The sequence below is a fragment of the Streptomyces sp. NPDC050164 genome (genome assembly GCF_044459945.1).
Taxonomy (GTDB): domain Bacteria; phylum Actinomycetota; class Actinomycetes; order Streptomycetales; family Streptomycetaceae; genus Streptomyces; species Streptomyces coeruleorubidus_A.
This window is the reverse complement of the sequence record NZ_JBITJK010000005.1, coordinates 92,022-114,992: the sequence shown is the minus strand read 5'-3', so window position 1 is coordinate 114,992 and position 22,971 is coordinate 92,022. Positions and strand designations below refer to the sequence as shown.

The window sequence follows — 22,971 nt, the reverse complement described above, 5'->3', positions numbered from 1 at the left end:
TGCCGCTCCTGCGTCTCACCCGGCCAGAGCCCTTCCGTCTGACGGAAGCCGCCTTGCCTGGTGCCCCCCGCCGTCGGGACCCTGGTCCCAACCACGGTACGCGGGGCGACGACGCCCTGCCGACAGGGACGGGAAACCCCATGCCTCACACCACCGCCTTCGCCAGGAACCAGTGGTACGTCGCCGCCTACAGTCACGAGGTCGGGCGGGAGTTGCTCGGACGGACGATTCTCGGTGAGACGCTCGTGCTCTACCGGACCGAGGAGGAGGGCACGCCGGTCGTGCTGCACGACCGGTGTGTGCACCGCCGGTACCCGCTGTCCGAGGCCCCGACGCGCCTCGACGGCGACCGGATCGTGTGCGGGTACCACGGGTTCACGTACGACACGACCGGTACGTGCGTGTACGTGCCGGGGCAGAAGCGGGTGCCGCGCACGGCCCGGGTCGCCTCCTACCCGGTCGTCGAGCAGGACTCGCTGATCTGGGTGTGGATCGGTGACCCCGCGCTCGCCGATCCGCAGAGCATCCCGCGGGCCAGGCACCTCGACTCCCCCGGCTGGGTCACCGTGCGCGGCATGGAGCCCATCGACTGCGACTACGGACTCCTCGTCGACAACCTCCTGGACCTGTCCCACGAGACGTATCTGCACGGCGGGTACATCGGCACCCCCGAGGTAGCCGAGACGCCGATCACGACGGAGGTCGACGAGGGCGCCGGGATCGTCCGGGTGAGCCGGCACATGGACGACGCCGAGTGCCCGCCGTTCTACGCCAAGTCCACCGGCATCGAGGGCCGGATCACCCGCTGGCAGGACATCGAGTACCACGCGCCCTACCTGTATCTGCTGCACAGCCGCATCGCCCCGGTCGGTGTGCTGCCGGAGCCGGACGGCAGCGACCCGAACGGCTTCCACACCGAGATCACGTACGCGATCACACCGTCCGGCGACGGCAAGGTGTACGACTTCTGGGCCGTCTCGCGCGACTGGGCGACCGACGACGCCGAGGTCACCGAGTTCCTGCGCGGCAACAACCACACGGTCGTGATGCAGGACGTCACCGCCCTCAACCTGCTCCAGAAGACCCTCGGCACCGAGCGCACCGGCTACCAGGAGCTGAGCATCAACATCGACACCGGCGGCCTGGCCGCCCGCCGTATCCTCGCCCGGCTGGTCGAGGAGGGCGAGAAGCCCGTGGAGAAGGTCCAGTGACGAGTCCGACCGGCGAGATCTACCGCATCGACTGGCTGCCCGGCACCGACATCCTGCACGGCACCTGCCACTGCGGCCGCGAGCACACCGCGCAGGATCCGGTGGAGATGTGGGAGTGGATGCTCGCCCACCCGCAGGGGCACGACGTCGACGAGCCGCGAGGGAACAGTTCATGAGCGTGTACGAAGCCGAACTCATCGTCGAGCGGCGTGAGTTCGTCGCCGACGGCGTGCTCGCCCTCACGCTGCGCCACACGTTGGGCGAGCCGCTCCCCAAGTGGGAACCGGGCGCCCACATCGACGTCGTGCTCGGCCCCGGGCTGGAGCGGCAGTACTCGCTGTGCGGCGATCCGGCGAACCGGTCGGCCTGGCGGATCGCGGTGCTGCGCGAGCCGGACGGCCGGGGTGGCTCGGCCCATGTGCACGAGCAGGTGGGGCAGGGCGACAAGGTCCGCGTGCGCGGGCCCCGGAACAACTTCGGCCTGGAGCCCGCCCCCCGCTACCGTTTCGTCGCGGGCGGCATCGGCATCACCCCGATCCTGCCGATGCTGGCGGCGGCCGAGGCGGCGGGCGCCCAGTGGACGCTGCTGTACGGCGGTCGCACCCGCGAGTCGATGGCGTTCGGCGAGGAACTGGCCCGGTACGGGGACCGGGTGACGATCGCGCCCGAGGACGAGACGGGGCTGCTGGACCTGCCCTCGGTGCTGGACGACGTACCCGAAAGCACGCTCGTGTACTGCTGCGGCCCCGGGCCGCTGCTGGACGCGGTCGAGGAGCGCTGCCCGTCGGGAGTGCTGCGTGTGGAGCGGTTCCGGCCGAAGGAGCAGGAGACCGGCGGCGACACCGAGTTCGAGGTGGAGCTGGCGCGGAGCGGCAGGACGCTCACCGTCGCGCCGGACGTGTCCGTCCTGGACACCGTGCGTGCCGCGGGGGTCGAGGTGCTCTACTCCTGCACCGAGGGCACCTGCGGGACCTGCGAGACCGACGTCCTCGACGGCACCCCGGAACACCGGGACTCCGTGCTCACCCCGGATGAGCGGGAGAGCGGCGAGACGATGATGATCTGCGTGTCGCGGTGCCGGGGGCGGCGGCTGGTGCTGGACTTGTGATCCGCAGGTCGGCCTCGATCCCGGCGACGGTCGCCAGCAGGTGCGGCAACAGGTCGCGGCGTACGGAATCGACGGAGTTGCGGCCGGCGTGCACGGCGATGTTGACGGCCGCGACCACGTCGCCGTCCCGGTCCCGCACCGGGGCGGCGACCGACCTCAGCCCCTCCTCCAGCTCCTGGTCGACGACGGCGTAGCCCTGCCTGCGGACGCGGCGCAGCTCCGTCCGCAGGGCCCCCGGCGTGGCGATCGTGCGCGTGGTGAGGGGCTTCAACTCCGTCCGGGCGAGCCTGGCTTCGACGTCCTCGTCCGGCAGATGAGCGAGGATCACCCGGCCCACCGAGGTCACATACGCCGGGAAGCGGGTGCCGACCGTGATGGACGCGGTCATGATGCGGCGGGTGGGGACCCGGACGACGTACACGATGTCGTCGCCGTCGAGGACACAGAGCGAGGACGATTCCCGTACCCGCGCGACGAGTTGCTCCAGATGGGGCTCGGCGATCTGGGGCAGCGTGTAGCTGGAGAGGTAGGAGTAGCCGAGTTCCAGCACCCGCGGGGTGAGGCGGAAGCGACGGCCGTCGGTGTGGACGTAGCCGAGGTCGGCGAGGGTGAGCAGGAAACGGCGGGCCGCCGCGCGCGTCAGTTCGCAGGCGCGCGCGACCTCGCTCAGGGTCAGCGCCGGATGCTCGGCGTCGAAGGCTCGGATCACGGCGAGGCCGCGCTCGAAGGACCGGACGAAATGCGGTGCGCGGGCTTCAGCGGACATCCTGGGCCTCCGGCGTGACGAACGACCGTGCGCTCCGCGCACGCTAGGAGTGCGGATCTCGTGATGTCAACGAGTGGTGTCGACAAGGGCATTGACCATGGATCGACCCCGGCTTTACGTTCTCGCTGAGCACAAGCGTGCTGTCTGCGCACAACCTGTCGGAGAACCACAGCCGGTCCCACAGGAGGAGTCATGCGTCGTCATCTCTTCACCCGTCTCGCGGCCGTGTCCGTCCTGCTCGCCGCGGCGGCCTGTGGCTCGTCCGACGGCGGTGGCACCTCGGACGCGGGCGCCTCGTCCGGCGGGGTGACCACCGTCGAGGTCGGGCTCATTCCCATCGTCGATGTGGCACCGCTCTATCTGGGGCAGGAGAAGGGCTTCTTCGAGAAGCAGGGCCTGAAGCTGCGGTTCACCACCGCGCAGGGCGGCGCGGCGATCGTGCCGGGGGTGGCCAGCGGCCAGTTCCAGTTCGGGTTCTCCAACGTGACGTCGCTGATGATCGCCCAGTCCAACAACGTGCCGATCAAGGCCGTCGCGAACGCGATCGCCTCGACCGGTGTCGAGGGCGAGGACTTCAGCGCGATCACCGTGGGCAAGGACAGTCCGATCAGGTCGCCGAAGGACCTGGAGGGCAAGCGGGTCGCCATCAACACCCTGAAGAACATCAACGAGACGTCCGTGCGCGCGTCGGTGCGCAAGGCGGGCGGCGACCCGGACAAGGTCAAGTTCGTCGAGCTCGCCTTCGACCAGATGCCGGCCGCCCTCGACAGCGGGCAGATCGACGCCGCCCAGGTGGTCGAGCCCGCCCTCGCCACCGTCAAGAGCCAGGGTGGACGCGTCATCTCCTCACCGCTGGTGGACGTGGCACCCGACCTCACCGTCGCGCTGTACTTCACCTCGACCCGGTACGCCCAGCAGAACCCGGACGTGGTCGAGAAGTTCCAAAAGGCCACCGCCGAGTCCCTCGCCTACGCCGACGCCCACCCGGACGAGGCCCGCCAGATCGTCACCACGTACACGAAGATCCCGGCGGCGGTGCTGGAGAAGGTGACCCTGCCGAAGTGGCCGGCGGAGCCGAACCGTGCCTCCATCGAAGCGCTGATGAAGCTCGGCGAGGACGACGGCCTGTTCAAGTCGACGCCGGACCTGGACAAGCTGCTGCCGTGAGGGACACAGACGCATGAGGGGCGCGAACGCCGCACTCGGTGCGGCCGGGCTCGCCGCCTTCCTCGCCCTGGGCGAGGCGGTGCCGCGGCTCGGTCTGGTCGAGGAGACCTACTTCCCACCCACCAGCCGGATCGCCGAAGCGCTCGCGGCCGAGACGGCCGACTCGGCCTTCTGGACGGCGCTCGGCGACACGCTCACCGGCTGGGCGCTAGGCCTGGCGATCGCCTCCTGTGCGGGAGTCGTGGTGGGCGTGCTGATCTCGGTCGTGCCGCATCTGCGTGCGGCGACGGCCTCGACGATCGAGTTCCTGCGTCCGATCCCGTCGGTCGCGCTGATCCCGCTGGCGGTGCTGCTGTACGGCACCGAACTGCGCTCGGTGCTCCTCCTCGTCGTCTACGCGTCGTTCTGGCAGGTCCTGATCCAGGTTCTGTACGGCGTCCAGGACGTCGACCCCGTCGCCGACGAGACGGCGCGGTCGTACGGCCTCGGTACCTGGGCGCGGATCCGGCATGTGCTGTGGCCGACCGCGCTGCCGTACGTCATGACCGGCGTCCGGCTGGCGGCGGCGGTCGCGCTGATCCTCGCCATCACGTCCGAACTCGTCATCGGAGCACCGGGGCTGGGCAAGCGCATCGGGGTGGCACAGGCCTCGCAGGCCGTGCCCGAGATGTACGCGCTGATCGCGGTGACCGGGCTGCTGGGGCTGCTGATCAACGTCGGCGCGCGCACGGTGGAGCGGCGGGCGCTGGCCTGGCATCAGTCGGTGCGCGGGGAGGTGGCGGTGTGAGGGGTCTGCTGCTGCGGCTGGTGTTCGCCGTCGCCCTCCCGGCCCTGCTGGTCACGGTCTGGTGGGTGGCGTCCGCGGGCAGTACGGACGTGTACTGGCCGCCCCTGCGGACGATCCTGGAGGCCTTCCCGGACGTGTGGACGGCGCAGCGCCTGCGGGGCGACGTCCTGCCGAGCGTGCTGCGGCTGGCGGGCGGTTACGCGCTGGCGGCGGCCCTGGGGGTGGCGCTCGGTACGGTCATCGGGTCCTACCGGCGGGTGCGGGCGGTGTGCGAGCCGGTCCTGGAGTTCCTGCGGGCGGTGCCGCCGCCGGTGCTGGTGCCGGTCATCATGCTGTTCGCGGGGATCGGCGACTCGATGAAGGTCACGGTGATCGCGGCCGGCTGCGTGTGGCCCGTCCTGCTCAACACGGTCGAGGGCGTGCGGGCGGTGGACCCGGTGATGGCCGAGACGGCCCGCTCGTACGGCATCACGGGCGTGGCGCGGCTCAGGAACCTGGTGCTGCGGTCGGCGAGCCCGCAGATCTTCGCGGGCCTGCGCCAAGCCCTGTCCATCGGCATCATCCTCATGGTGATCAGCGAGATGTTCGCCGCGAGCAACGGACTCGGCTTCACCATCGTCCAGTTCCAGCGCGGCTTCGCGATCCCGGACATGTGGACCGGCATCCTCGTGCTCGGTCTGCTCGGCTTCCTGCTGTCGGTTGTCTTCCGGTCGGTCGAGCGGCGGGCGCTCGGCTGGTACCACGGTCTGCGTGCCTCGGCCCGGCGGTCGCCGTGAACCTCTTGAAAGGGCGGTCCATGCTCGACGTACGGGGTCTGAAGAAGGTCTACGAGGGGTCGGGGCGGCGTGTGGAGGCGGTCCGCGACCTCACCTTCACCGTCGACGCCGGAGAACTCGTCTGTCTCGTCGGGCCGTCGGGCTGTGGCAAGACGACGCTGCTGAAGTGCGTGGGAGGGCTGCTCGCGCCGACCGGGGGTGAAGTGCTCCTGGAGGGGCGGAAGGTGAGCGGTCCGCCGCCCGGTATGGCGTTCGTCTTCCAGGAGTACGGTCGCAGCCTCTTCCCCTGGATGCGGGTCGGTGAGAACGTCGAACTCCCGCTGAAGCAGAAGGACTTGAGCAAAACCCGACGCCGGGAACTGGTCCGTGACGCGCTGGAGTCGGTGGGGCTGGCGGACGCCGCGGGGGCGTATCCCTGGCAGTTGTCCGGCGGTATGCAGCAGCGGGTCGCCATCGCCCGTGCACTGGCGTACGAGCCCCGTGTACTGCTGATGGACGAGCCGTTCGCGGCGGTGGACGCCCAGACCCGGGCCGACCTGGAGGACCTGGTCCGGGGGCTGTGGCGGGAGCGCGGCATCACGATCCTGTTCGTCACCCACGACATCGACGAGGCCGTCTACCTCGGGGAGCGGGTGATGGTGCTGTCCGCCTCCCCCACCGTGGTCCGGGAGCAGCTGAAGGTCGACCTGCCGGAGGAGCGCGATCAGTTGCACACGAGGGTGGATCCGCGCTTCGCCGAGCTGCGTACGCATGTGTACGAGCAGATCCAGGCCGCCAAGAAGGGAACTGCCGTGTCCTGAGACGGCCTCGGGGCGAAGTCGGCGTGGGCCTGTTCGACGGCCTCGGGGTACGCCTCACGCTTGGCGTGCCCGGCGTGCGCCCGATGCCGCGGCGCGCACTGCCGGCTCAGCGGTATCCGTCCCGGCTCCGCGCCGGGCCGGGAATCCGGCTGGGCCGGCGTGATCCAGCCCGGCTCGGCCGGCGCAGTTCGCGGACCGGGCAGCCCGAATTACTTGGCTAGCCACAGATTCACTGATACGTTTATGTGGCTAGCCACCAAATAGCTGGTGGCACGAGAGGAGTCGTCATGAAAGCCATCCTGTTCGACCGTTTCGGCGGCACGGAAGTGCTGCACGAGGCGGACATCGAGGTCCCGCAGCCCGGCCCCGGGCAGATCCGCGTCCGCGTCAGGGCGGCCGGGCTGAACGCGCTGGACGGCAAGATCCGCTCCGGGGCACTGGAGGCCCTGTTCCCCACGCCGCTCCCCTCCGTCCCCGGTCGCGAGCTCGCCGGCGTGGTGGACGCCCTGGGTCAGGGCGTGCGGGACGTGCAGGTGGGTGACGAGGTGCTGGGCTGGTCGGACACCGGCTCGTACGCCGAGTACGCGCTGGCCACCACCGTGGCCCCCAAGCCCGCCGGCCTCGGCTGGCAGCACGCGGCCGCGCTGCCGGTGGCGGGCGAGACGGCCGAGCGGGTCCTGAAACTGCTGCGCGTCGCCGCCGGGGAGACCGTACTGATGCACGGCGCGGCGGGAGCGGTCGGAACCCTGGCGGTCCAGCTCGCCACGGCCCGCGGAGCGCGAGTCATCGGCACCGCCGGCCCCGCCAACCAGGAATACCTCGCCTCGCTCGGCGCCACCGCGACCGTTTACGGCGAGGGCCTGGTCGAGCGGGTCCGGGCGCTCGCCCCCGACGGCGTGGACGCGGTGTTCGACCTGGCCGGGAAGGGAGCCCTTGAGGACTCCATCACCCTGCGGGGCGGCACCGGGCGCATCGTCACCATCGCCGACTTCCGCGCGCACCAGCTCGGCATCACCTTCGCCAACGGCCCCCAGGAACGCTCGGCTGCCCCTCTGGCCGCCCTGGCGCAGGATGCCGCGACCGGCAAGGTCGTCACCACGGTCACCGCCTACCCGCTCGCCCGGGCCGCCACGGCCCAGCAGGTCAGCGATACCGGGCATGTCCGGGGCAAGCTCGTCCTCACCCTCGACTGATCACGCCCGCCTCTCCTTCCGCCACGCCCCCGCTTTCCCGATCACCGCCTTTATTCACCGAACCGAAGGATCACTCATGCTGAACTCCCTGTGGACACCGACCACCGTCGGTGACATCTCCCTCCCGCACCGCCTGGTCATGGCCCCCATGACCCGTGACCGCTCCACACCGGAAGGCGTACCGACCGAGCTGAACGCCGAGTACTACGCCCAGCGGGCCTCGCACGCGCTCATCATCACCGAGGGAACCCAGCCCTCCACCGACGGCCAGGGCTACCTCCTCACGCCCGGCATCCACAATGACGAGCAGATCGCCGGGTGGCGCAAGGTCACCGACGCCGTGCACGCGGCCGACGGCCGGATCGTCGTCCAGCTGATGCACACCGGACGCATCGCCCACCCCGACAACACCCCCCACGGGCGCCGGCCGGTCGCCCCTTCGGCGATCCGGCCGGCGGGCACGATGTTCACCGCGTCCGGGCCCCAGGAGATGCCGACACCCCGTGCCCTGTCGACGCAGGAGGTCGCGGCGACCGTCGACGACTTCCGCCGCGCCGCAGCGGCTGCCGTCGCGGCAGGTGCCGACGGCGTGGAGATCCACGCCGCCAACGGCTACCTCGTGCACCAGTTCCTGTCCGACAACACCAACCAGCGCACCGACCGCTACGGCGGTTCCCTCGAGGGCCGCATCCGCTTCGCCGTCGAGGTCGCCGCTGCCGTGGCCGACGAGATCGGCGCCGACCGCACCGGCCTGCGCATCTCCCCCGGCAACCCGTACAACGACATCGCCGAGTCCGACACCGCCGAGCTGTATCCGGCGCTCATGCGCGCCCTCAGCCCGCTCCGCCTCGCCTACCTCCACGTCCTCCACGCGGGCGACGACGCGCTGCTGGACACCCTGCGCGCGCTGTGGCCGACCACGCTGATCCTCAACCGGGCCGGCACCGACCTGCCCACCCGTGCCAAGGACATCGAGCACGGCACGGCCGACCTTGTCTCCGTCGGCGCCCTCGCGCTCGCCAACCCGGACCTGGTCGAGCGGCTACTCTCTGACGCGCCGCTGAACACCCCCGACCCGGCGACCTTCTACGGCGGCGGAGCGGCCGGCTACACCGACTACCCCACCTACACAGTCTGAGGAACCGACCCATGCCTGCCCCCACACCCCACATCCCCACCACGGCCAGCGGGGGGCAGGTGAGCTACGCGATCTTCCACCTGGCCCGCGCTCACCGCGCCCGCGCCGCCGCGATGCTCCGCGAGATGGACCTGCATCCCGGACAGGAACTTCTGCTGATGCAACTCCTGGACCGGGACGGCCAGAGCCAGTCCGAGCTGCTCGAAAGCGTCGGCCTGGACCACTCCACCGTCTCCAAGTCCCTACGCCGCATGCAGGAGGCCGGCCTGCTCATCCGCGAGCCGGCCGAACACGACCGGCGCGTCATGGTCGTCCACCTCACCGACAAGGGCCGTGCCATGCGCAAGCCCCTCGCGGCCATGTGGCAGGCCCTGGAGGAGACCTCCGCGCGGAACCTGTCGGCGCAGCAGGCAGAGTCCTTCGTCCACACCGCCTACGCCATCGCCGACGCGATCAGCAGCAGCGCTCTTCCGCCGGAAGAGTCCACGTAAGTCCCGTGCTCAACGGAGACAGGCTCCCCGAACTCCTGGGAAAACCCGGTGAGCCGAGCCGGCGTATGCGGCGGGGCGACCGGCTCCCTCGGGGGCAAGGTCGTCGACGAACTGCTGGGGCGCGGTAAGAAAGTCCGTGCCCTGGTCCGGCCGGCCACCGACGCGAACGGGCTCGAAAGCCCGGGGGGGGGCGAGATCGCCCGCGGCGACATGCTCGACGTCGACTCGCTCGTCGCCGCCATGAACGGCGCCGATGCCGTCATCGCCACCGCTGCCGGCCACACCCGAGGCGGCAAGAACGCGCACGACATCGACACCGTCGGCATCGCCAACCTCGCCGAGGCGGCCCACCGCGCCGGCATCCGGCGGTTCGTCCTGACCAGCATCCTCACCAGCGACCGGACGCCCCATGTCCCGCACTTCTGGCACAAGAAGGTCGCCGAGGACAAGCTCGAACAGCTCGGCGTCCCGTTCGTCGCACTGCGCCCGGGAGCGTTCGTCGACCAGATCGCGAACATGGCGGGCGACCCGATCGACCAGGGCCGCCTGATATGGGCGGGCAAGACCACCGTCCCGCTGACCTTCGTCCACACCTCCGATCTCGCGGCGTACCCGGCGGCCGCGGTCGACGCCGAGGCCGACGACGGTGAGCGCATCGACATCGGCTGGGACCGTCCGGTCGGCATGCGCGAGATGGCCGAACTGATGGGCACCGGGCCGGAAAGAACATCAAGGTGTGGGCCGTCCCTTCCGCCGTCGCCCGCGCCTCGGGAGCCGTCGCCGGCCGCTTCATCCCCCTGGTCAAGGACATGGTCGCGATGTTCGGCTGGTTCGACACGGGCCGCTACGAACGGCGCAGCCGCATGCTGTTCACAGCCCCGCGCCCCTAGGAGGCACTCGCCCACAGGCCCCTGACGTGGCTCAGGTGCCGGGTCATCACCGCCCGTACCGCCTCCTCGTCCCGGGCGAGCAGCGCGTCCAGGATCTCCAGGTGTTCCTCCGCCGACGCCTCCAGCCGCCCTTGTTCGGCGAGCGCGGTCAGTCCGTACAGCCGGGAGCGGCGTCTGAGGTCCCGTACGACGTCGACGAGGTGGTCGTTGCCGGTGAGGGCCAGCAGGCCGAGGTGGAAGCGCAGGTCGGCCTCGACGTAGGCGATGAGGTCGCCGGCCGCGGCGGAGGTGACTATCTCCTGTGCGACCGGCCGGAGCGCCTCCAGCGTCACCGGGTCGGCCGTGGCCGCGAGGCCCGCCGTGGTGGGGATCTCGATCAGCGCGCGAATGTGGGTGTACTCGTCCAGTTGCTTCTCGGAGACGGCCGTGACCCGGAAGCCCTTGTTGGGCACGGTGTCGACGAGGCCTTCCTTGGCGAGGTCGAGCATGGCCTCGCGCACGGGGGTGGCGGAGACGCCGAAGCGGGCGGCGAGGCCGGGGGCCGAGTAGACCTCGCCGGGGAGCAGCTCGCCGGCGATCAGGGCGGCCCGCAGCGCGTCCGCGACCCGCTCCCGGTGGCTGGGTTTCCTGCTGCCCAGCACGGGCAGGGCGGGGGTGTGCTGCGGGGCCATGACGGTCGGGGTCCCTCTCTTGTGCTCGGGCCGGGTTCGGCTTACAGGACGAACCCCGCCGGGAACGGGTCCTCGGGGTCCAGCAGGTACTGGGCGGTGCCGGTGATCCAGGCGCGTCCGGAGAAGCTGGGCAGTACGGCCGGGCGTCCGGCCACCTCGGTGGTGCCGAGCAGTCTGCCGGTGAACCGGGTGCCGATGAAGGACTCGTTCACGAACTCGGTGTGCAGCGGGAGTTCGCCGCGCGCGTGCAACTGTGCCATGCGGGCGCTGGTGCCCGTGCCGCAGGGCGAGCGGTCGAACCAGCCGGGGTGGATGGCCATGGCGTGCCGGGAGTGGCGGGCGGTCGAGCCGGGGGCGGCCAGGTAGACGTGGTGGAGGCCGTGGATGGACGGGTCCTCCGGGTGGACGGGCGGGTCCTCGGCGTTGACGGCGGCCATCAGGGACAGGCCGGCCCGGAGGATGTCGTCCTTGCGGGACCGGTCGAAGGGCAGGCCGAACCGCTCCAGCGGCAGGATGGCGTAGAAGTTGCCGCCGAAGGCGAGGTCGTACGTCACCGTCCGGCCGTCGGCGAGGGTCGCCTTGCGGTCGAGGTCGACGGCGAAGGAGGGCACGTTGCGGAGGGTGACCGCCTTGGCCGCGCCGTCCGCCACCGCCACCTCGGCGACGACCGGGCCCGCCGGGGTGTCGAGCCGGATGGTGGTGACCGGCTCGACGACCTCGACCATTCCGGTCTCGACGAGCACGGTCGCCACGCCGATCGTGCCGTGCCCGCACATCGGCAGATAGCCGGAGACCTCGATGTAGACGACGCCCCAGTCGCAGTCCGGCCGGGTCGGCGGCTGGAGGATCGCGCCGCTCATGGCGGAGTGACCGCGTGGCTCGTTCATCAGCAACTGCTTGATGTCGTCGCGGTGTTCGCGGAAGTACAGCCGCCGCTCGTTCATGGTGGCGCCGGGGATGGTGCCGATGCCGCCGGTGATCACGCGGGTCGGCATGCCCTCGGTGTGCGAGTCGACGGCGTGCAGGACGAGTTTGCTGCGCATGATCCCTACGCCAATCCGGCCGCTACGGCCTTCTCGGTGGCGGCTCGGACGGCGGCCTCCTGCTCGGGCGGCAGGGGCATGCGCGGCGGGCGGCAGGGTCCGCCGTGGCGGCCGACGAGGTCCATGGACAGTTTGATGGCCTGGACGAACTCCACCCGCGAGTCCCACCGCAGCAGAGGATGCAGCTGCCGGTACAGGGCCCGCGCGGTGTCGAGGTCGCCCTCGACGGCCGCGTGGTACAGCTCGACCGACGCCTGCGGCAGCGCGTTCGGATAGCCCGCCACCCAGCCCTTGGCGCCCGCGACGGCCAGCTCCAGCAGGACGTCGTCCGCGCCGATCAGCAGGTCGAGTTCGGGGGCGAGTTCGGCGATGCGGTAGGCCCGGCGGACGTCTCCGGAGAACTCCTTCACCGCCCGGATGTACCCCTCGCCGTGCAGCCGGGCGAGCAGCTCCGGCACGAGGTCGACCTTGGTGTCGATGGGGTTGTTGTACGCGACGACCGGCAGGCCCGCCTTCGCGACCTCGGCGTAGTGGGCGAGGACGGAACGCTCGTCGGCGCGGTAGGCGTTCGGCGGCAGCAGCATCACCGCCCGGCAGCCCGCCTCGCCCGCCTGCTCGGCCCAGCGCCGGGACTCGGCGGACCCGTACGCGGCGACGCCGGGCATGACGCGCTGCCCGCCGATCGCGGCGACGGCCGTCTCGACGACCCGGGCGCGCTCCTCGGGGGCGAGCACCTGGTACTCGCCGAGGGAGCCGTTCGGCACGACGCCGTCGCAGCCGTTCTCGACCAGCCAGGCGCAGTGCTCGGCGTACTTGTCGTAGTTCACGGAGAGGTCGGCGTTCAGCGGGAGCGCGGTGGCGACGAGGACTCCGCGCCAGGGGCGGTGGTCGGTCATGACAGTTCCTCCTGGGTGTGTTGCCGTGCGAGGACGCCGAGCGGGACGGGACGGGCGAACGTCCTTCTGGACGGGGCGGGCGGGCAGCCGGCGAGACCCGCGACGGCGGCCTGGCACATCCGGCCCTGGCACCAGCCCATTCCGGCCCGGGTCAGCAGCTTCACGGTGCGCTCGTCGCCCGCTCCGAGGTCCAGGGCGTCGCGCACGGCGCCGGCGGTGACCTCCTCGCAGCGGCAGATCACGGTGTCGTCGGTGACCTGCTCGGGCCAGTGCGCGGGCGGCGCGTACGCGGCGTCGAGGGCGGCCGCTGAACTCCTGAGCTTCGTGCGGGCCTTGAGGGCGGCGGGGGCCGGGTCGGGGGCGGTGCCGCGCAGGTGGGCGGAGGCGGAGCACCCGGCGATGTGCCCCTCGGCGAGGGCGAGGGCCGCGCCGCCGATGCCGGTGGACTCCCCGGCCGCCCACACGCCGGGTACGTCCGTGCGCTGCTCGGCGTCCACGGCCACGGCGAGCCCGTCCAGGCGGCAGCCGAGGCCCGAGGCCAGGTCGGTGTGCGGGAGCATGCCGTGGCCGACGGCCAGGGTGTCACAGGGCAACTGCCGCTCGGTGCCGGGTCGGACGCGACCGGCGGTGTCGAGGGCTGCGACCGTGACGCCAGTCAGCCGGTCGTCGCCGTGGGCGCGGACGACGGTGTGGCGGGCCAGGACCGGCACGCGGTGGCGCAGCAGCCGGGCGGCGTATCCGGCGCCCTCGGGGAGCTTGCCGGCCAGGGCCCGGCCGTGGCGGGCCAGGCGCCCGGGGCCCGTGGACTCGACGAGCGCGGCGACCTCGACGCCGGCTGCCGCGAGCCCGCTCGCCACGGGCAGCAGCAGCGGCCCGGTCCCGGCCACGACGGCTCTGCGCCCCGGCACCACCAGTTGGCCCTTGAGCATGGCCTGGGCGCCCCCGGCGGTGACGACACCCGGGAGCGTCCAGCCGGGGAAGGGCAGCACGTGTTCGTAGCCGCCGGTGGCCAGGAGCACGGCACGGGCGTGCACCTCGGCCGGCTCCTGCTGCTCCGGGCCGAGCAGCGCGTGCACGGTGAAGCCGCCGGACTTCCGTTCGACGCACCACACATGATGATCCGTCAGCACGCGTACGGAGCTGGCGGCGAGGCCGTCCCGCAGCCGCTCCCAGGTCCGCCACCGGTGGTGCAGCGCCTCGGGCCGCCCGGCCCCGAGCCCGGTGGCGGGCTGCCGGTAGAACTGCCCGCCGGTCTCCGTCGCCGCGTCGACGAGCGCGACCCGCGTGCCGCGCGCGCTCGCCGCCAGCGACGCGGCCAGTCCGGCCGGTCCGGCCCCGATCACGACGAGTTCAGCCCGCATGACCGTCTCCCCCGTCGTCCGCCCCGTCGTGGTCCGCCCCTTCACGGCCCGTCCCCTCCTGCGTGCCGATCACGTCACCGGGCCGCACCGGCACCAGACAAGCGCGCTGGTTGGGGCGGTCGTTGACGGTCACGAGGCAGTCGAAGCAGACGCCGATCCCGCAGAACACCCCGCGCGGACGGCCCTCGCCCCGGGTGGTGCGCCAGGAGGTGACGCCCGCCGCCCACAGCACGGCGGCGACCGTCTGCCCCGGCAGCGCCCGGACCGGCCGCCCGTCGAACGTCACCGTGAAGGCGGGGCCGGGCCTGGCTCCCGCCGGCTCCAGTGGATTCACTCGGCCTCCTCGGCAAAGCGGTCGGGCCGGAACGGGACGAGATCCAGGTCGGGCGTCCGCCCGGTCAGCACCCGGGCGATCAGCTGCCCGGTGCCGGTGGCGAGACCGATGCCCGCGCCCTCGTGCCCGCAGGCGTGCAGGAGTCCGGGCGCCCGGGGGTCGGGACCGATCGCGGGCAGATGGTCCGGCAGATACGGCCGGAAGCCCGCGTACGTCCGCATGGCCCGGACTCCGGCGAGGAACGGGAAGAGCCGCGTCGCGCCCGCCGCCAGCGCCCGCAGCGCCGGGAGCGACAACGACCGGTCGAAGCCGACCCGTTCGCGGCTGGCGCCGATGAGGACCGGCCCGGCGGGTGTGCCCTCGACGACCGGGGAGGTCTGCAGGGCCGCCGAGTCGCTGGCGACGTCGGCCACGTAGTCGGCGGCGTACACCTTGTGCCGGACGCGGGGCGGCAGCGGCTCGGTGACCAGGACGAAGCCGCGCCGGGGCAGCACCGGCAGCGACACCCCGGCGCGGGCGGCCACCTCGCCGCCCCAGGTGCCGGCCGCGTTGACGACCGCCGGGGCGTGGATGTCGCCCCCGTCGGTTCGCACCCCGCGCACCGCACCGTCGGGGCCGCGCAACACCCCCGTCATCTCACGGCCGGTGAGCAGCCGTGCGTCCGAGGCGCGCAGCAGGTGCGCCGCCGCCAGGGCGGGCATCACCTGGGCGTCCTGCGGGTAGTGCACGCCGCCCGCGAGGCCGGGGGCCAGATACGGCTCCAGGTCGGGGAGCCGGTCGGGGGGCACCGGGACCGCCTCGACCCCGGCCGCGCGCTGCCCGGCGGCGAGTCTCTGCAGCCCGGCCAGCGCTTGGTCGGTGCCGGCGACGACGATCCCGCCCTTGGCCTCGTACTCGACCGCCTTCCCCAGCCCCTCCTGGGCCAGTTCGGCCCACAGCCGGGCGGACAGCAGGGCCAGGTCGAGCTCGGGGCCGGGTTCCTTGTCGGAGACGAGGAGGTTGCCCTCCCCCGCGCCGGTCGTACCGCCGGCCACCGGGCCCCGGTCCACCACGATCGTGTCCAGGCCCGCGCGGGCCGCGTACAAGGCGCAGGCGGCGCCCACCACTCCGGCTCCGACCACCACGACATCGCAGGTCAGCGGCTCGCTCACGCCAGTACTATGTCACACGCCACACTCTCTGGGAATGGGGCGGAAGCGGATGATGCGGGGGCCCGCAAGGCTCGCTGATGATGCGGGGAACCGGCCGGGCTCAGTCGACCGCCGGGACGACCCTCAGATGGGAAGCCGTACGGCGCGTCCGGCGGTCCCGGGACGAGGTGCGGCGGATCTCGCGCAGGACGAACGTGAGCCGGGTGCAGCCCAGTTCCCGGAGCGTCCTGGAGGTCTCGACGACGATCCGGCAGTCGGTGGCGCCCCAGCGCGGATCCGGGTGCAGCAGCGGCCGTACGGCACCGTCCTGCTCGACGGCGCCCTCGCCGACCGAGCGGATCCAGTGCGGCAGGCCGTGCCGGTAGGCGGCCTCCATGATCGGGTCCTGGGCGATGTCGCGGCGGATGGCCTGGAGCCCGTGGTCGGGGCCGTGGCTCTCCACGGTCCGCGCGAAGTGCGCGAGCATCGGCAGGCACCAGCTGGACTCGTGCTCACCGAGCACCGTGGGAGCGTCGGGGTGGAACAGCACGAACCTGAGGAAGTTGTCGCCCGGCATGGCCGTCGGGTGCGGACCGACGCCACCGAAAAGTGACCGGAACGCGCTGTTGGTCAGCACCACGTCCCAGCAGTGGTCGACGACGAGCGAGGGGAAGGAGACGGCCTCCAGAAGCCCGGCGTAGTCCTCCAGGTAGGCCTGGACATCGGGAGTCTCGGGGACGGGCCGCGGTGCCGGCCGCTGCCCTCCTGCCTGATATGCCATCGGGAGGTCACCCCTCTTGCCTGTGCGGCCTTGACGCGGCGCCCCGATCCTGCTGCCCCGAACTGAGGCGTGTCAACTATCGTGGCATTCTGTGCCTGTTGACGGCTGAAATTGGCCACAGTTGTGGCGAGACCTGGATGTGAGTTCGAACCACCGGCTACGCTCCGGGAAGTTCACGCCGGGGTAGATCGCGGCATCCGCTTGTGAGAAGCCTGTGAGAGACGTAGGAGATCTGTCGGTGACGGGTGGCTTCGTCGAAGGTCCGGGCGCCACGCCGACGGCCGTGCCGGCGGCCGTCGTCTCCCGTGTCACCGCGCTCGCCGACCGGCTCGGCGTGCCGCACGCCGAGGTCTTCGACATCGGCCGGCTGTCCGTCGCCTCCGGGGTCCCGGAGCCCGTGGTCAAGGCCCTGCTGAGCGGCCGGCCGGCGGGCGAGCCCGATGTGCAGGCCCGGTTCCTGCAGCGCCTGGACCTGCTGCGCCGGACCCGGCTCAAGCCCAACGGCCGCAAGTACACCCAGCAGGAGATCGCCGACGGCGCGGGCATGTCCCGGCAGCAGGCCGGCGCCCTCATCAACGGCGACCGGCGGCCGACCATGGAGCACTGCGACGCCCTGCAGCGGTTCTTCCGGGTGCATGCCGGTTTCCTCACGGCCGAGGACCCCGAGGCGCTGGTGAGCGCCCTCCAGCACACCGAGCAGGAGCTGCTCCAGAAGCTCGCCGACCGCGAGCGGGAGGCGGCCGCGGCGGCCGACGACCCGTTGGAGCGGCTGTTGCAGGACCACGGCGTGCGCGGCATCGCCTGGCGGGCCGCGCAGCTGCCCACCGACCAGCACCGCGACAAGGTGGCGGAGTGGCTGGACATGCTCCTGGAGAGCGTCAAGCGGCCCGAGTCGTGACCGTGGGGAGAACTGTGGGCATCGGTAAGGAAATGCGCCGCCTGTGCGGCGAACTGGTGGCGGAGCTGACCCTCCCCGCGCCGGCGCGGCCCGAGGAGCTGTACGCCGCGCTGTGCGACGCCATGAGCAGACGCCGGGGCCGCCCCGTCCACTTCCGTACGGCCGCCTTCCCGCCCGGGACCGCGAGCGGGCTGTGGCTCGACATGGCCGAGCAGGACCTCGTCGTGATCGAGGAACGCACGGCTCCCGACCACCAGTTGGTCATCCTGGGTCACGAGCTGTGGCACATGAAGGCGGGGCACTGCTCCCACCACGTCGAGGGCGCCTCCGTCGCGGCCCGGCTGCTCCACGACGACGCCGACCTCCAGGCGACGGTGCTGAAGGTCGCCGCGCGCACCCGCTTCGACCTCGACGACGAGAAGGAGGCCGAGAGCTTCGGCCTGCTGCTGGCCAGCAAGTGCCGGGCGTGGCTTGCGGGTTCGTCGTCGCGGGGGCCGGTGCAGCGGGATCATCTGGCGGGGCGGATCGAGGCGTCGCTGGGGTATCCGGGGCCGCAGGGCTGACAGGCCGGTGCCCCGGGCCGAGGGTGGGGTTTCCCCTCCGCCGAGCGGGCGAACCGACGGGCGGCGGGACCGGATTGTCAGTGGTGGGCGGCAAGCTGGAGGGGCGCCCCTTGTGTGCGGGGCGTGACCGATGACTCCGACACGGGGAGAGCCGACCGATGCCCACCGCCGTACTGACCGACCGCGAACGCACCGCCGTCCAGGCCTATCTGCGGCTGCTCCACACCGTCCGGGCCGCCTTCGACCTGGAAACCGCCCACCAGCCCCCGGTCGTCCCGCCCAGCGTCCTCGCCGAGGCGGAAGAGGCCCTCGAACAAGCCGGCCTGACCGGCAACGAGGAGACGTTCTTCCGCCTGCTCCAGAGCTGGTGCCCGGAGCCGGGGCCCTGAGCGGGCGGTCGGTGACGGGGCCCTGAGCGGGCGGCCGAGGGGACTTCAGCCGACGGCCGGCGGGCAGGGACCTCAGCCAACGGCCGGTCGCGGGGAACAGAACCGGCGGCCGGTGGCGGAGGCCCGAACCGACAGCCGGGTGCGGGGAGCCTGCCGACGGCCAGTGGCAGGGACCCGTACCGGCTGCCAGTGGCGGACCCCGAACCGACAGCCGACGGCGAAGGCCCGAACCGACAGCCGGGTGCGGGGAACCTAGCCGACGGCCGGCGGCGGAGGCCCGAACCGACAGCCGATCGCAGGGCCCTGAGCTCGCGGCCGGGGGCCGAGACCCGAGCCGATGGCGGGTGACGGGCCCCGAGCCGACAGCCGGTGGCGGGGATCCGCACCGACAGTCGACCGCCGGGCCCTGAGCTCGCGACGGGAGGCGGAGACCCGAACCGACAGCCACTGGCTGGCCGAGCCGACAGCCGGTGCGGGGATCCGAACCGGCGGCCGGCGGCGGAGGCTCGAACCGACAGCCGGTGCGGGTAACCAACCGACAGCCGGCGGCAGGGAACCGAACCGACGGCCAGTGGCGGGGCCTGAGCCGAAGGCCAGTGGTGGGCCCCGACCCGACAGCCGCTGGCTATGGCGACGTCGGGCAGCGAAGCCCTGAGTCGAGGTCCGCAGGACCGCCCCCGTGCGGCGGTCTCAGTCGTGTGGTACGGCGACCGCCGTCGCGATCAGGCCGCGGTCGGCGGTCCAGCGGCCGTCGAAATGGCCGAGGCGGCGGTCGCCGACCCGTGGGCCGGGGACGAGGAGCGTGGCGCGGAAGGTGCCGCGGGGCCGTCCGGCTGGGCCGCCGGCGGACAGCTCGATGTCGGCGTCCTCGAAGCCCAGCCACTTGCCGGTGAGGGGGAACCACGCCTTGTAGACGGACTCCTTCGCGCTGAACAGCAGCCGGTCCCAGTGGACGTCGGGGCGCTGTGCGGCCAGCCGCCGCAGGCGCTCGGCCTCGGCCGGCAGGGCCACGGCGGACAGGACGCCCTCGGGCAGCGGCCCGTGGGCCTCGGCGTCGATGCCGAGAGAGGCCAGGTCGGTGGCACGGACCAGGGCGGCGGCGCCGTAGTCGTCGCAGTGGGTCATGCTGCCGACCAGCCCGGCCGGCCAGCACGGGGCGCCGCGTTCCCCGGGCAGGATCGGCTGCGGCGGCACGCCGAGCTTCTCCATGGCACGGCGGGCACAGGCGCGGACGACGGCGAACTCCCGGCGCCGCTTGGCGACCGCCCGCGTCATGAGCGCCGCCTCCTCGGGGTACAGCGGGGCGTCCGCGCCCTCGTGGCCGTAGGCCTCCACGGTGACGACGGTCTGTGGCAGCAGTTCCCCGATCACCGCTCCTCGGCCTCCCGGGGCAGGATACGCCGCAGCCGCCCCGGATCCCCGGCCCGCTTGCGCCACTCGCGGGGGTAGCCCACCGACACCTCCTCGAAGCGCACGCCCTCGTGCCAGGTGGTGCGGGGGATGTGCAGATGGCCGTAGACCATCGTGTGGACGCGGAACCTGTGGTGCCAGTCGGCGGTCAGGCCGGTGCCGCACCACATGGCGAACTCGGGGTACCACAGCACGTCCGTCGGATGCCGGTGCAGCGGGTAGTGGTTGACGGGGATCACGGGCAGGTCTTCGGGCAGCTCGGCGAGTCTGCGTTCGGTCTCGGCGACCCGGGCCCGGCACCAGGCTTCCCGGCTCGGGTAGGGGTCGGGGTGCAGCAGATGCTCGTCGGCGCACACGATGCCCGTGCCCCGGGCGTACTCCAGGCCCTCCTCCTTGGTCGCACACCCGGCCGGCAGGAACGAGTAGTCGTACAGAAGGAACAGCGGGGCGACGGCGACGGGACCACCGGGGCCGTCCCAGACGGGATAGGGGTCCTCCGGTGTCGTCACGCCGAGGTCCCGGCACAGCTCGACCAGGTAGTCGTATCGGGCGACGCCGCGCAGGGTGACGGGGTCGCTCGGATGGGTCCACAGCTCGTGGTTCCCTGGCACCCAGACGACCTTGCGGAAGCGGCCGGCGAGCGTCTTGAGCGCCCAGCGGACGTCGGCCACGGTCTCGGCGACGTCCCCGGCCACGAGCAGCCAGTCCTCGTCCGTCCCGGGCCGCATCCGCTCGACCAGGGCGCGGTTGTCCGGATATCCGATGTGCAGATCGCTGATGGCCAGTAGTTGTGCGGCGCCACCGGCCGTCGACGTCACCCCTGCCCCCCTCCGCGCGCCCGAACGCGAACGCCACCACGAGATCACATCACCGGGGCCGGGGACAAGGGCGGCCGGACGACCGTGATCACAAATCCGTAACCCGCGTGTTGCACGACACGGCCCGGCGAAGCCGTATGATCTGCCCCAACACCACCGCTAAGAACTTCCCTCTCACAGGGGCGGTTTGGTGACCCTCCATTCATCTTGCCCGGGCACGGGCTGCTGAGCCCTGCCCGCGAACCGTGAAAGGCGGCCTGCATGGTCTCTCGCGTACGCGTCTGGCTCAACCGCACGTACGCGGAGAACGTGTTCTTCATGGATCAGCTGCGGAGAAATCCCAGCGACCGGGCCGTCGAGATCCATGCCACGCACGGCGACCCCGACTCCCCCGTGCTGGCCGCCGCCGACACCGCCGAGCTGGAGCCCGAGAACCTCTCCCCCGCCGGGTACGTCGAGTACGCGCTGGACCAGTGCGCGCGGCGCGGTATCGACGTGTTCGTGCCCCGGCTGCACCAGTCGGCGATCGTGGCGCACCGCGCCGAGTTCGAGGCGGCCGGTACCGCGGTGCTGGCACCGCCGCCCGAGGCTGTGGCCGTCTTCCATGACAAGGTGATCGCCTACGAGGCGGTCCAGGCGATCGGCGTGCCGGTGCCGCCGTGGTGGCGGGTCCGGTCGAGTGACGAACTCCTCGCCTCCGTCGGCGAGTTGGAGGCCGCGGGGCACAAGGCGTGCTTCAAGCCGGCGTCCGGGGCGGGCGGGGTGGGCTTCCGCGTGATCACGCGTTCGCCCTTCTCGCTGATGCACCTGAGCGGGTTCCCGAGCCCGTACGTGCCCCTCGACCTGGTGCTGGAGGCACTGCGGCGGGCCGAGGAGCCGGTCGACTGGCTGGTGATGCCCCGCCTGGAGCAGCCGGAGGTGTCGGTGGACTGCCTGACCGGTCCGGACAACCGGGTCCGGCTGGCCATCGGCCGCACCAAGAACGGCCGCCGCCGGGGCTTCACGCTGCACGAGCAGTGGCTGGACCCGGCACGGCGGATCGCTGAGGGTTTCGGCCTGCACTACCTGTCCAACATCCAGTTCCGGATGTTCGGCGACCGGCCGGTCCTGATGGACGTCAACACCCGCCCGGCCGGCGGCCTGCACCAGCTGTCGCTGTGCGGTGTCAACGCCCCTTGGGCGGCCGTCCAGCTGGCGCTCGGCGAGGACCCGGGCGAGGTGGTGCCGCCGTTCCTGGGCCAGGACTACACGGTGGTGTCGGGGCCGCGTCCGCTGCGGCCGGTGCAGCTGTCGCAGCAGCGGGCGGAGGCGACGGAGCAGCAGCCGCTGCCCGCGGTGCCGGCCGGCTCCGTCGAGACGGCGGCCCCGCGGGGCACGGTCGGGGCCCTGCCTCTCTAGCCCCTGTACCTCTCCATCCGCTTGTACCCCTTCAGTCCCTGTACCCCCACGCCTGGGCCAGTTCCCTCAGGCGTGGGGGAAGTTCGACGCCCGGGTCGGCGCAGCGGGCCGACTGGATGCGGCCGGACTTGATGGTGCTGGACCAGTCGCCGAGCTGAGGGCGGAAGGTGCCGTGGTCCTTGCTGCCGTAGTCGAGCATGCCGGGCTCCCAGCGGACGCCGAGGTGGTCGCAGATGCCCCGGGTGGCCTTCTCCGGCTCGGCGGTGAGCTCCTCGTAGGTGATCACGTGGGGGGCGAGGTTCTGGCGGGCTTCCTCCAGCTTCTCGCTGTAGTCGAGGACCTCGGCGCGGACGGCTTCGTGATCGGGGTCGGCGCGCCGGGCGGTGAGGGAGGTGACGACCGCGCCGGGGTGGCGCAGCAGCAGGATGTAGCGGGCGTTCGGCCAGCATCGGCGCAGGCGGGGCCACATGAGGGTGTTCGGCGGGGTCTTGTCGACGATGACGTCCTTGCCGCTGCGGGTGAGCTCCAGGTGCAGCACCCGGTCCCACAGCACGTGTTCCAGCTCGTCCTTGTCGAGGTGGAGCGCCCGCATGGCGTCCGCGGTGAAGTCGCGGGACAGGTTGACGTGCACCGTGCGCAGATGCATCTCGTGCGGGGCTCGGATGCGGCTGTGGCTGTTGAGCAGGACGCGCAGCAGGGTCGAACCGGAGCGCACCGACGACAGCACGAAGACCGGCGAGTCCACCAGCCGGGGGGCGGGCGGGGCGGTGTAGGTGTCGGCGGCCGGGCGAGGGGCTGGGATGGCGTCGAGGTTCCGGCGGGGTGGACTCACCGCCTGCATCACCAGCCTTCCGCGACGCTTCAGGCCCTTGCCGATCGCAGCCATACGCGGGTCTCGCACGGTGACACCTTTCGTTCGCGTTGTACATTCCGCATCCCAGGGGGAACGGGC

At 72.1% G+C, this 22,971-nt stretch carries 26 protein-coding genes; 15 read left to right on the top strand and 11 right to left on the bottom strand.

Annotated elements, in window-relative coordinates:
• Nucleotides 1-140 precede the first annotated feature (140 nt).
• The 3 genes from ACIBNA_RS10360 to ACIBNA_RS10350 are packed head-to-tail and all read left to right on the top strand — an operon-like array spanning nt 141 to nt 2,319.
• On the top strand, nt 141-1,211 hold the full coding sequence (locus tag ACIBNA_RS10360; protein WP_399164806.1) for a Rieske 2Fe-2S domain-containing protein: 1,071 nt from the start codon (nt 141-143) through the stop codon (nt 1,209-1,211).
• Nucleotides 1,208-1,387, top strand: coding sequence for a hypothetical protein (locus ACIBNA_RS10355; protein WP_274821056.1), 180 nt, complete (start codon nt 1,208-1,210; stop codon nt 1,385-1,387). The genes ACIBNA_RS10360 and ACIBNA_RS10355 overlap by 4 nt, the downstream gene beginning before the upstream one ends.
• Nucleotides 1,384-2,319 (top strand): PDR/VanB family oxidoreductase, encoded by a 936-nt coding sequence (locus ACIBNA_RS10350; RefSeq protein ID WP_399164805.1) that lies wholly within the window; start codon nt 1,384-1,386, stop codon nt 2,317-2,319. The genes ACIBNA_RS10355 and ACIBNA_RS10350 overlap by 4 nt, the downstream gene beginning before the upstream one ends.
• On the opposite strand, the gene ACIBNA_RS10345 is transcribed toward ACIBNA_RS10350, so the two are convergent.
• Nucleotides 2,234-3,085, bottom strand: coding sequence for an IclR family transcriptional regulator C-terminal domain-containing protein (locus ACIBNA_RS10345; RefSeq protein ID WP_399164804.1), 852 nt, complete (start codon nt 3,083-3,085; stop codon nt 2,234-2,236). The two genes, ACIBNA_RS10350 and ACIBNA_RS10345, sit on opposite strands and share 86 nt — an antisense overlap.
• A 192-nt stretch (nt 3,086-3,277) precedes the next feature.
• Between ACIBNA_RS10345 and ACIBNA_RS10340 the strand changes: the two genes are divergently transcribed.
• The 8 genes from ACIBNA_RS10340 (at nt 3,278) to ACIBNA_RS10305 (ending at nt 10,352) form a co-directional block, all read left to right on the top strand.
• Complete coding sequence (locus tag ACIBNA_RS10340; RefSeq protein ID WP_399164803.1) at nt 3,278-4,252, top strand: ABC transporter substrate-binding protein; 975 nt, start codon at nt 3,278-3,280, stop codon at nt 4,250-4,252.
• Between the two features lie 13 nt (nt 4,253-4,265).
• Nucleotides 4,266-5,039 (top strand): ABC transporter permease, encoded by a 774-nt coding sequence (locus ACIBNA_RS10335; protein ID WP_399164802.1) that lies wholly within the window; start codon nt 4,266-4,268, stop codon nt 5,037-5,039.
• A complete protein-coding gene (locus ACIBNA_RS10330) occupies nt 5,036-5,815 on the top strand; it encodes an ABC transporter permease (RefSeq protein ID WP_399164801.1) in 780 nt (259 codons plus the stop codon). Before ACIBNA_RS10335 ends, ACIBNA_RS10330 begins: the two co-directional genes overlap by 4 nt.
• A gap of 20 nt (nt 5,816-5,835) precedes the next feature.
• Entirely contained in the window at nt 5,836-6,615 is a 780-nt protein-coding gene (locus tag ACIBNA_RS10325) for an ABC transporter ATP-binding protein (RefSeq protein WP_399164800.1), read from the top strand.
• Between the two features lie 287 nt (nt 6,616-6,902).
• Nucleotides 6,903-7,808, top strand: a complete 906-nt coding sequence (locus tag ACIBNA_RS10320; protein ID WP_399164799.1) for an NADP-dependent oxidoreductase — start codon at nt 6,903-6,905, stop codon at nt 7,806-7,808.
• 76 nt (nt 7,809-7,884) lie between these two features.
• Nucleotides 7,885-8,946: an alkene reductase gene (locus tag ACIBNA_RS10315; protein WP_399164798.1), complete on the top strand. Its 1,062-nt coding sequence runs from the start codon at nt 7,885-7,887 to the stop codon at nt 8,944-8,946.
• A gap of 11 nt (nt 8,947-8,957) precedes the next feature.
• Nucleotides 8,958-9,437 carry a MarR family winged helix-turn-helix transcriptional regulator gene (locus tag ACIBNA_RS10310; RefSeq protein WP_399164797.1) on the top strand — a complete coding sequence of 160 codons (480 nt, stop codon included), beginning with the start codon at nt 8,958-8,960 and terminating at the stop codon, nt 9,435-9,437.
• 48 nt (nt 9,438-9,485) lie between these two features.
• Nucleotides 9,486-10,352: an SDR family oxidoreductase gene (locus ACIBNA_RS10305; protein ID WP_399164796.1), complete on the top strand. Its 867-nt coding sequence runs from the start codon at nt 9,486-9,488 to the stop codon at nt 10,350-10,352.
• On the opposite strand, the gene ACIBNA_RS10300 is transcribed toward ACIBNA_RS10305, so the two are convergent.
• The 7 genes from ACIBNA_RS10300 to ACIBNA_RS10270 all read right to left on the bottom strand — a co-directional run bounded on the left by ACIBNA_RS10300 (nt 10,324) and on the right by ACIBNA_RS10270 (nt 16,543).
• Nucleotides 10,324-10,998 carry a GntR family transcriptional regulator gene (locus ACIBNA_RS10300; protein ID WP_399164795.1) on the bottom strand — a complete coding sequence of 225 codons (675 nt, stop codon included), beginning with the start codon at nt 10,996-10,998 and terminating at the stop codon, nt 10,324-10,326. The genes ACIBNA_RS10305 and ACIBNA_RS10300 overlap by 29 nt on opposite strands.
• A gap of 41 nt (nt 10,999-11,039) precedes the next feature.
• Nucleotides 11,040-12,041: a proline racemase family protein gene (locus ACIBNA_RS10295; protein ID WP_399164794.1), complete on the bottom strand. Its 1,002-nt coding sequence runs from the start codon at nt 12,039-12,041 to the stop codon at nt 11,040-11,042.
• 5 nt (nt 12,042-12,046) lie between these two features.
• Nucleotides 12,047-12,937 carry a dihydrodipicolinate synthase family protein gene (locus ACIBNA_RS10290; RefSeq protein WP_399164793.1) on the bottom strand — a complete coding sequence of 297 codons (891 nt, stop codon included), beginning with the start codon at nt 12,935-12,937 and terminating at the stop codon, nt 12,047-12,049.
• Nucleotides 12,934-14,298 (bottom strand): FAD-dependent oxidoreductase, encoded by a 1,365-nt coding sequence (locus ACIBNA_RS10285; protein WP_399164792.1) that lies wholly within the window; start codon nt 14,296-14,298, stop codon nt 12,934-12,936. Before ACIBNA_RS10285 ends, ACIBNA_RS10290 begins: the two co-directional genes overlap by 4 nt.
• Nucleotides 14,288-14,632, bottom strand: coding sequence for a (2Fe-2S)-binding protein (locus ACIBNA_RS10280; protein WP_399164791.1), 345 nt, complete (start codon nt 14,630-14,632; stop codon nt 14,288-14,290). Before ACIBNA_RS10280 ends, ACIBNA_RS10285 begins: the two co-directional genes overlap by 11 nt.
• Entirely contained in the window at nt 14,629-15,783 is a 1,155-nt protein-coding gene (locus tag ACIBNA_RS10275) for an NAD(P)/FAD-dependent oxidoreductase (protein ID WP_399164790.1), read from the bottom strand. The genes ACIBNA_RS10280 and ACIBNA_RS10275 overlap by 4 nt, the downstream gene beginning before the upstream one ends.
• A 100-nt stretch (nt 15,784-15,883) precedes the next feature.
• Nucleotides 15,884-16,543 carry a hypothetical protein gene (locus ACIBNA_RS10270; protein WP_399164789.1) on the bottom strand — a complete coding sequence of 220 codons (660 nt, stop codon included), beginning with the start codon at nt 16,541-16,543 and terminating at the stop codon, nt 15,884-15,886.
• 238 nt (nt 16,544-16,781) lie between these two features.
• Here ACIBNA_RS10270 and ACIBNA_RS10265 point away from each other — a divergent pair, with 238 nt between their 5' ends.
• From ACIBNA_RS10265 to ACIBNA_RS10255, 3 genes are all read left to right on the top strand, one after another.
• Nucleotides 16,782-17,441, top strand: a complete 660-nt coding sequence (locus tag ACIBNA_RS10265; RefSeq protein WP_274821039.1) for a helix-turn-helix transcriptional regulator — start codon at nt 16,782-16,784, stop codon at nt 17,439-17,441.
• Between the two features lie 32 nt (nt 17,442-17,473).
• A complete protein-coding gene (locus ACIBNA_RS10260; protein ID WP_274822242.1) occupies nt 17,474-18,004 on the top strand; it encodes a toxin-antitoxin system, toxin component in 531 nt (176 codons plus the stop codon).
• 158 nt (nt 18,005-18,162) lie between these two features.
• Nucleotides 18,163-18,393, top strand: a complete 231-nt coding sequence (locus ACIBNA_RS10255; RefSeq protein ID WP_399164788.1) for a hypothetical protein — start codon at nt 18,163-18,165, stop codon at nt 18,391-18,393.
• Between the two features lie 690 nt (nt 18,394-19,083).
• Here ACIBNA_RS10255 and ACIBNA_RS10250 read toward each other — a convergent pair.
• Nucleotides 19,084-19,764 carry a 4'-phosphopantetheinyl transferase gene (locus ACIBNA_RS10250; protein WP_399164787.1) on the bottom strand — a complete coding sequence of 227 codons (681 nt, stop codon included), beginning with the start codon at nt 19,762-19,764 and terminating at the stop codon, nt 19,084-19,086.
• Complete coding sequence (locus ACIBNA_RS10245) at nt 19,761-20,621, bottom strand: metallophosphoesterase family protein (RefSeq protein ID WP_399164786.1); 861 nt, start codon at nt 20,619-20,621, stop codon at nt 19,761-19,763. The genes ACIBNA_RS10250 and ACIBNA_RS10245 overlap by 4 nt, the downstream gene beginning before the upstream one ends.
• A 261-nt stretch (nt 20,622-20,882) precedes the next feature.
• Between ACIBNA_RS10245 and ACIBNA_RS10240 the strand changes: the two genes are divergently transcribed.
• Complete coding sequence (locus ACIBNA_RS10240) at nt 20,883-22,019, top strand: ATP-grasp domain-containing protein (protein WP_399164785.1); 1,137 nt, start codon at nt 20,883-20,885, stop codon at nt 22,017-22,019.
• A 31-nt stretch (nt 22,020-22,050) separates the two neighbouring features.
• Here ACIBNA_RS10240 and ACIBNA_RS10235 read toward each other — a convergent pair whose 3' ends face one another.
• Entirely contained in the window at nt 22,051-22,920 is an 870-nt protein-coding gene (locus ACIBNA_RS10235; RefSeq protein ID WP_399164784.1) for a sulfotransferase family protein, read from the bottom strand.
• Nucleotides 22,921-22,971 lie beyond the last annotated feature (51 nt).

Excerpts from the sequence above, each read along its gene's own strand:
- ACIBNA_RS10310 (WP_399164797.1), top strand. The coding sequence starts at position 8,958 with ATGCCTGCCCCCACACCCCACATCCCCACCACGGCCAGCGGGGGGCAG.
- ACIBNA_RS10300 (WP_399164795.1), bottom strand. The coding sequence starts at position 10,998 with ATGGCCCCGCAGCACACCCCCGCCCTGCCCGTGCTGGGCAGCAGGAAA.
- ACIBNA_RS10315 (WP_399164798.1), top strand. The coding sequence starts at position 7,885 with ATGCTGAACTCCCTGTGGACACCGACCACCGTCGGTGACATCTCCCTC.
- ACIBNA_RS10260 (WP_274822242.1), top strand. The coding sequence starts at position 17,474 with ATGCGCCGCCTGTGCGGCGAACTGGTGGCGGAGCTGACCCTCCCCGCG.
- ACIBNA_RS10345 (WP_399164804.1), bottom strand. The coding sequence starts at position 3,085 with ATGTCCGCTGAAGCCCGCGCACCGCATTTCGTCCGGTCCTTCGAGCGC.
- ACIBNA_RS10270 (WP_399164789.1), bottom strand. The coding sequence starts at position 16,543 with ATGGCATATCAGGCAGGAGGGCAGCGGCCGGCACCGCGGCCCGTCCCC.
- ACIBNA_RS10240 (WP_399164785.1), top strand. The coding sequence starts at position 20,883 with ATGGTCTCTCGCGTACGCGTCTGGCTCAACCGCACGTACGCGGAGAAC.
- ACIBNA_RS10350 (WP_399164805.1), top strand. The coding sequence starts at position 1,384 with ATGAGCGTGTACGAAGCCGAACTCATCGTCGAGCGGCGTGAGTTCGTC.
- ACIBNA_RS10320 (WP_399164799.1), top strand. The coding sequence starts at position 6,903 with ATGAAAGCCATCCTGTTCGACCGTTTCGGCGGCACGGAAGTGCTGCAC.
- ACIBNA_RS10295 (WP_399164794.1), bottom strand. The coding sequence starts at position 12,041 with ATGCGCAGCAAACTCGTCCTGCACGCCGTCGACTCGCACACCGAGGGC.
- ACIBNA_RS10285 (WP_399164792.1), bottom strand. The coding sequence starts at position 14,298 with ATGCGGGCTGAACTCGTCGTGATCGGGGCCGGACCGGCCGGACTGGCC.
- ACIBNA_RS10335 (WP_399164802.1), top strand. The coding sequence starts at position 4,266 with ATGAGGGGCGCGAACGCCGCACTCGGTGCGGCCGGGCTCGCCGCCTTC.
- ACIBNA_RS10255 (WP_399164788.1), top strand. The coding sequence starts at position 18,163 with ATGCCCACCGCCGTACTGACCGACCGCGAACGCACCGCCGTCCAGGCC.
- ACIBNA_RS10340 (WP_399164803.1), top strand. The coding sequence starts at position 3,278 with ATGCGTCGTCATCTCTTCACCCGTCTCGCGGCCGTGTCCGTCCTGCTC.
- ACIBNA_RS10325 (WP_399164800.1), top strand. The coding sequence starts at position 5,836 with ATGCTCGACGTACGGGGTCTGAAGAAGGTCTACGAGGGGTCGGGGCGG.
- ACIBNA_RS10360 (WP_399164806.1), top strand. The coding sequence starts at position 141 with ATGCCTCACACCACCGCCTTCGCCAGGAACCAGTGGTACGTCGCCGCC.
- ACIBNA_RS10290 (WP_399164793.1), bottom strand. The coding sequence starts at position 12,937 with ATGACCGACCACCGCCCCTGGCGCGGAGTCCTCGTCGCCACCGCGCTC.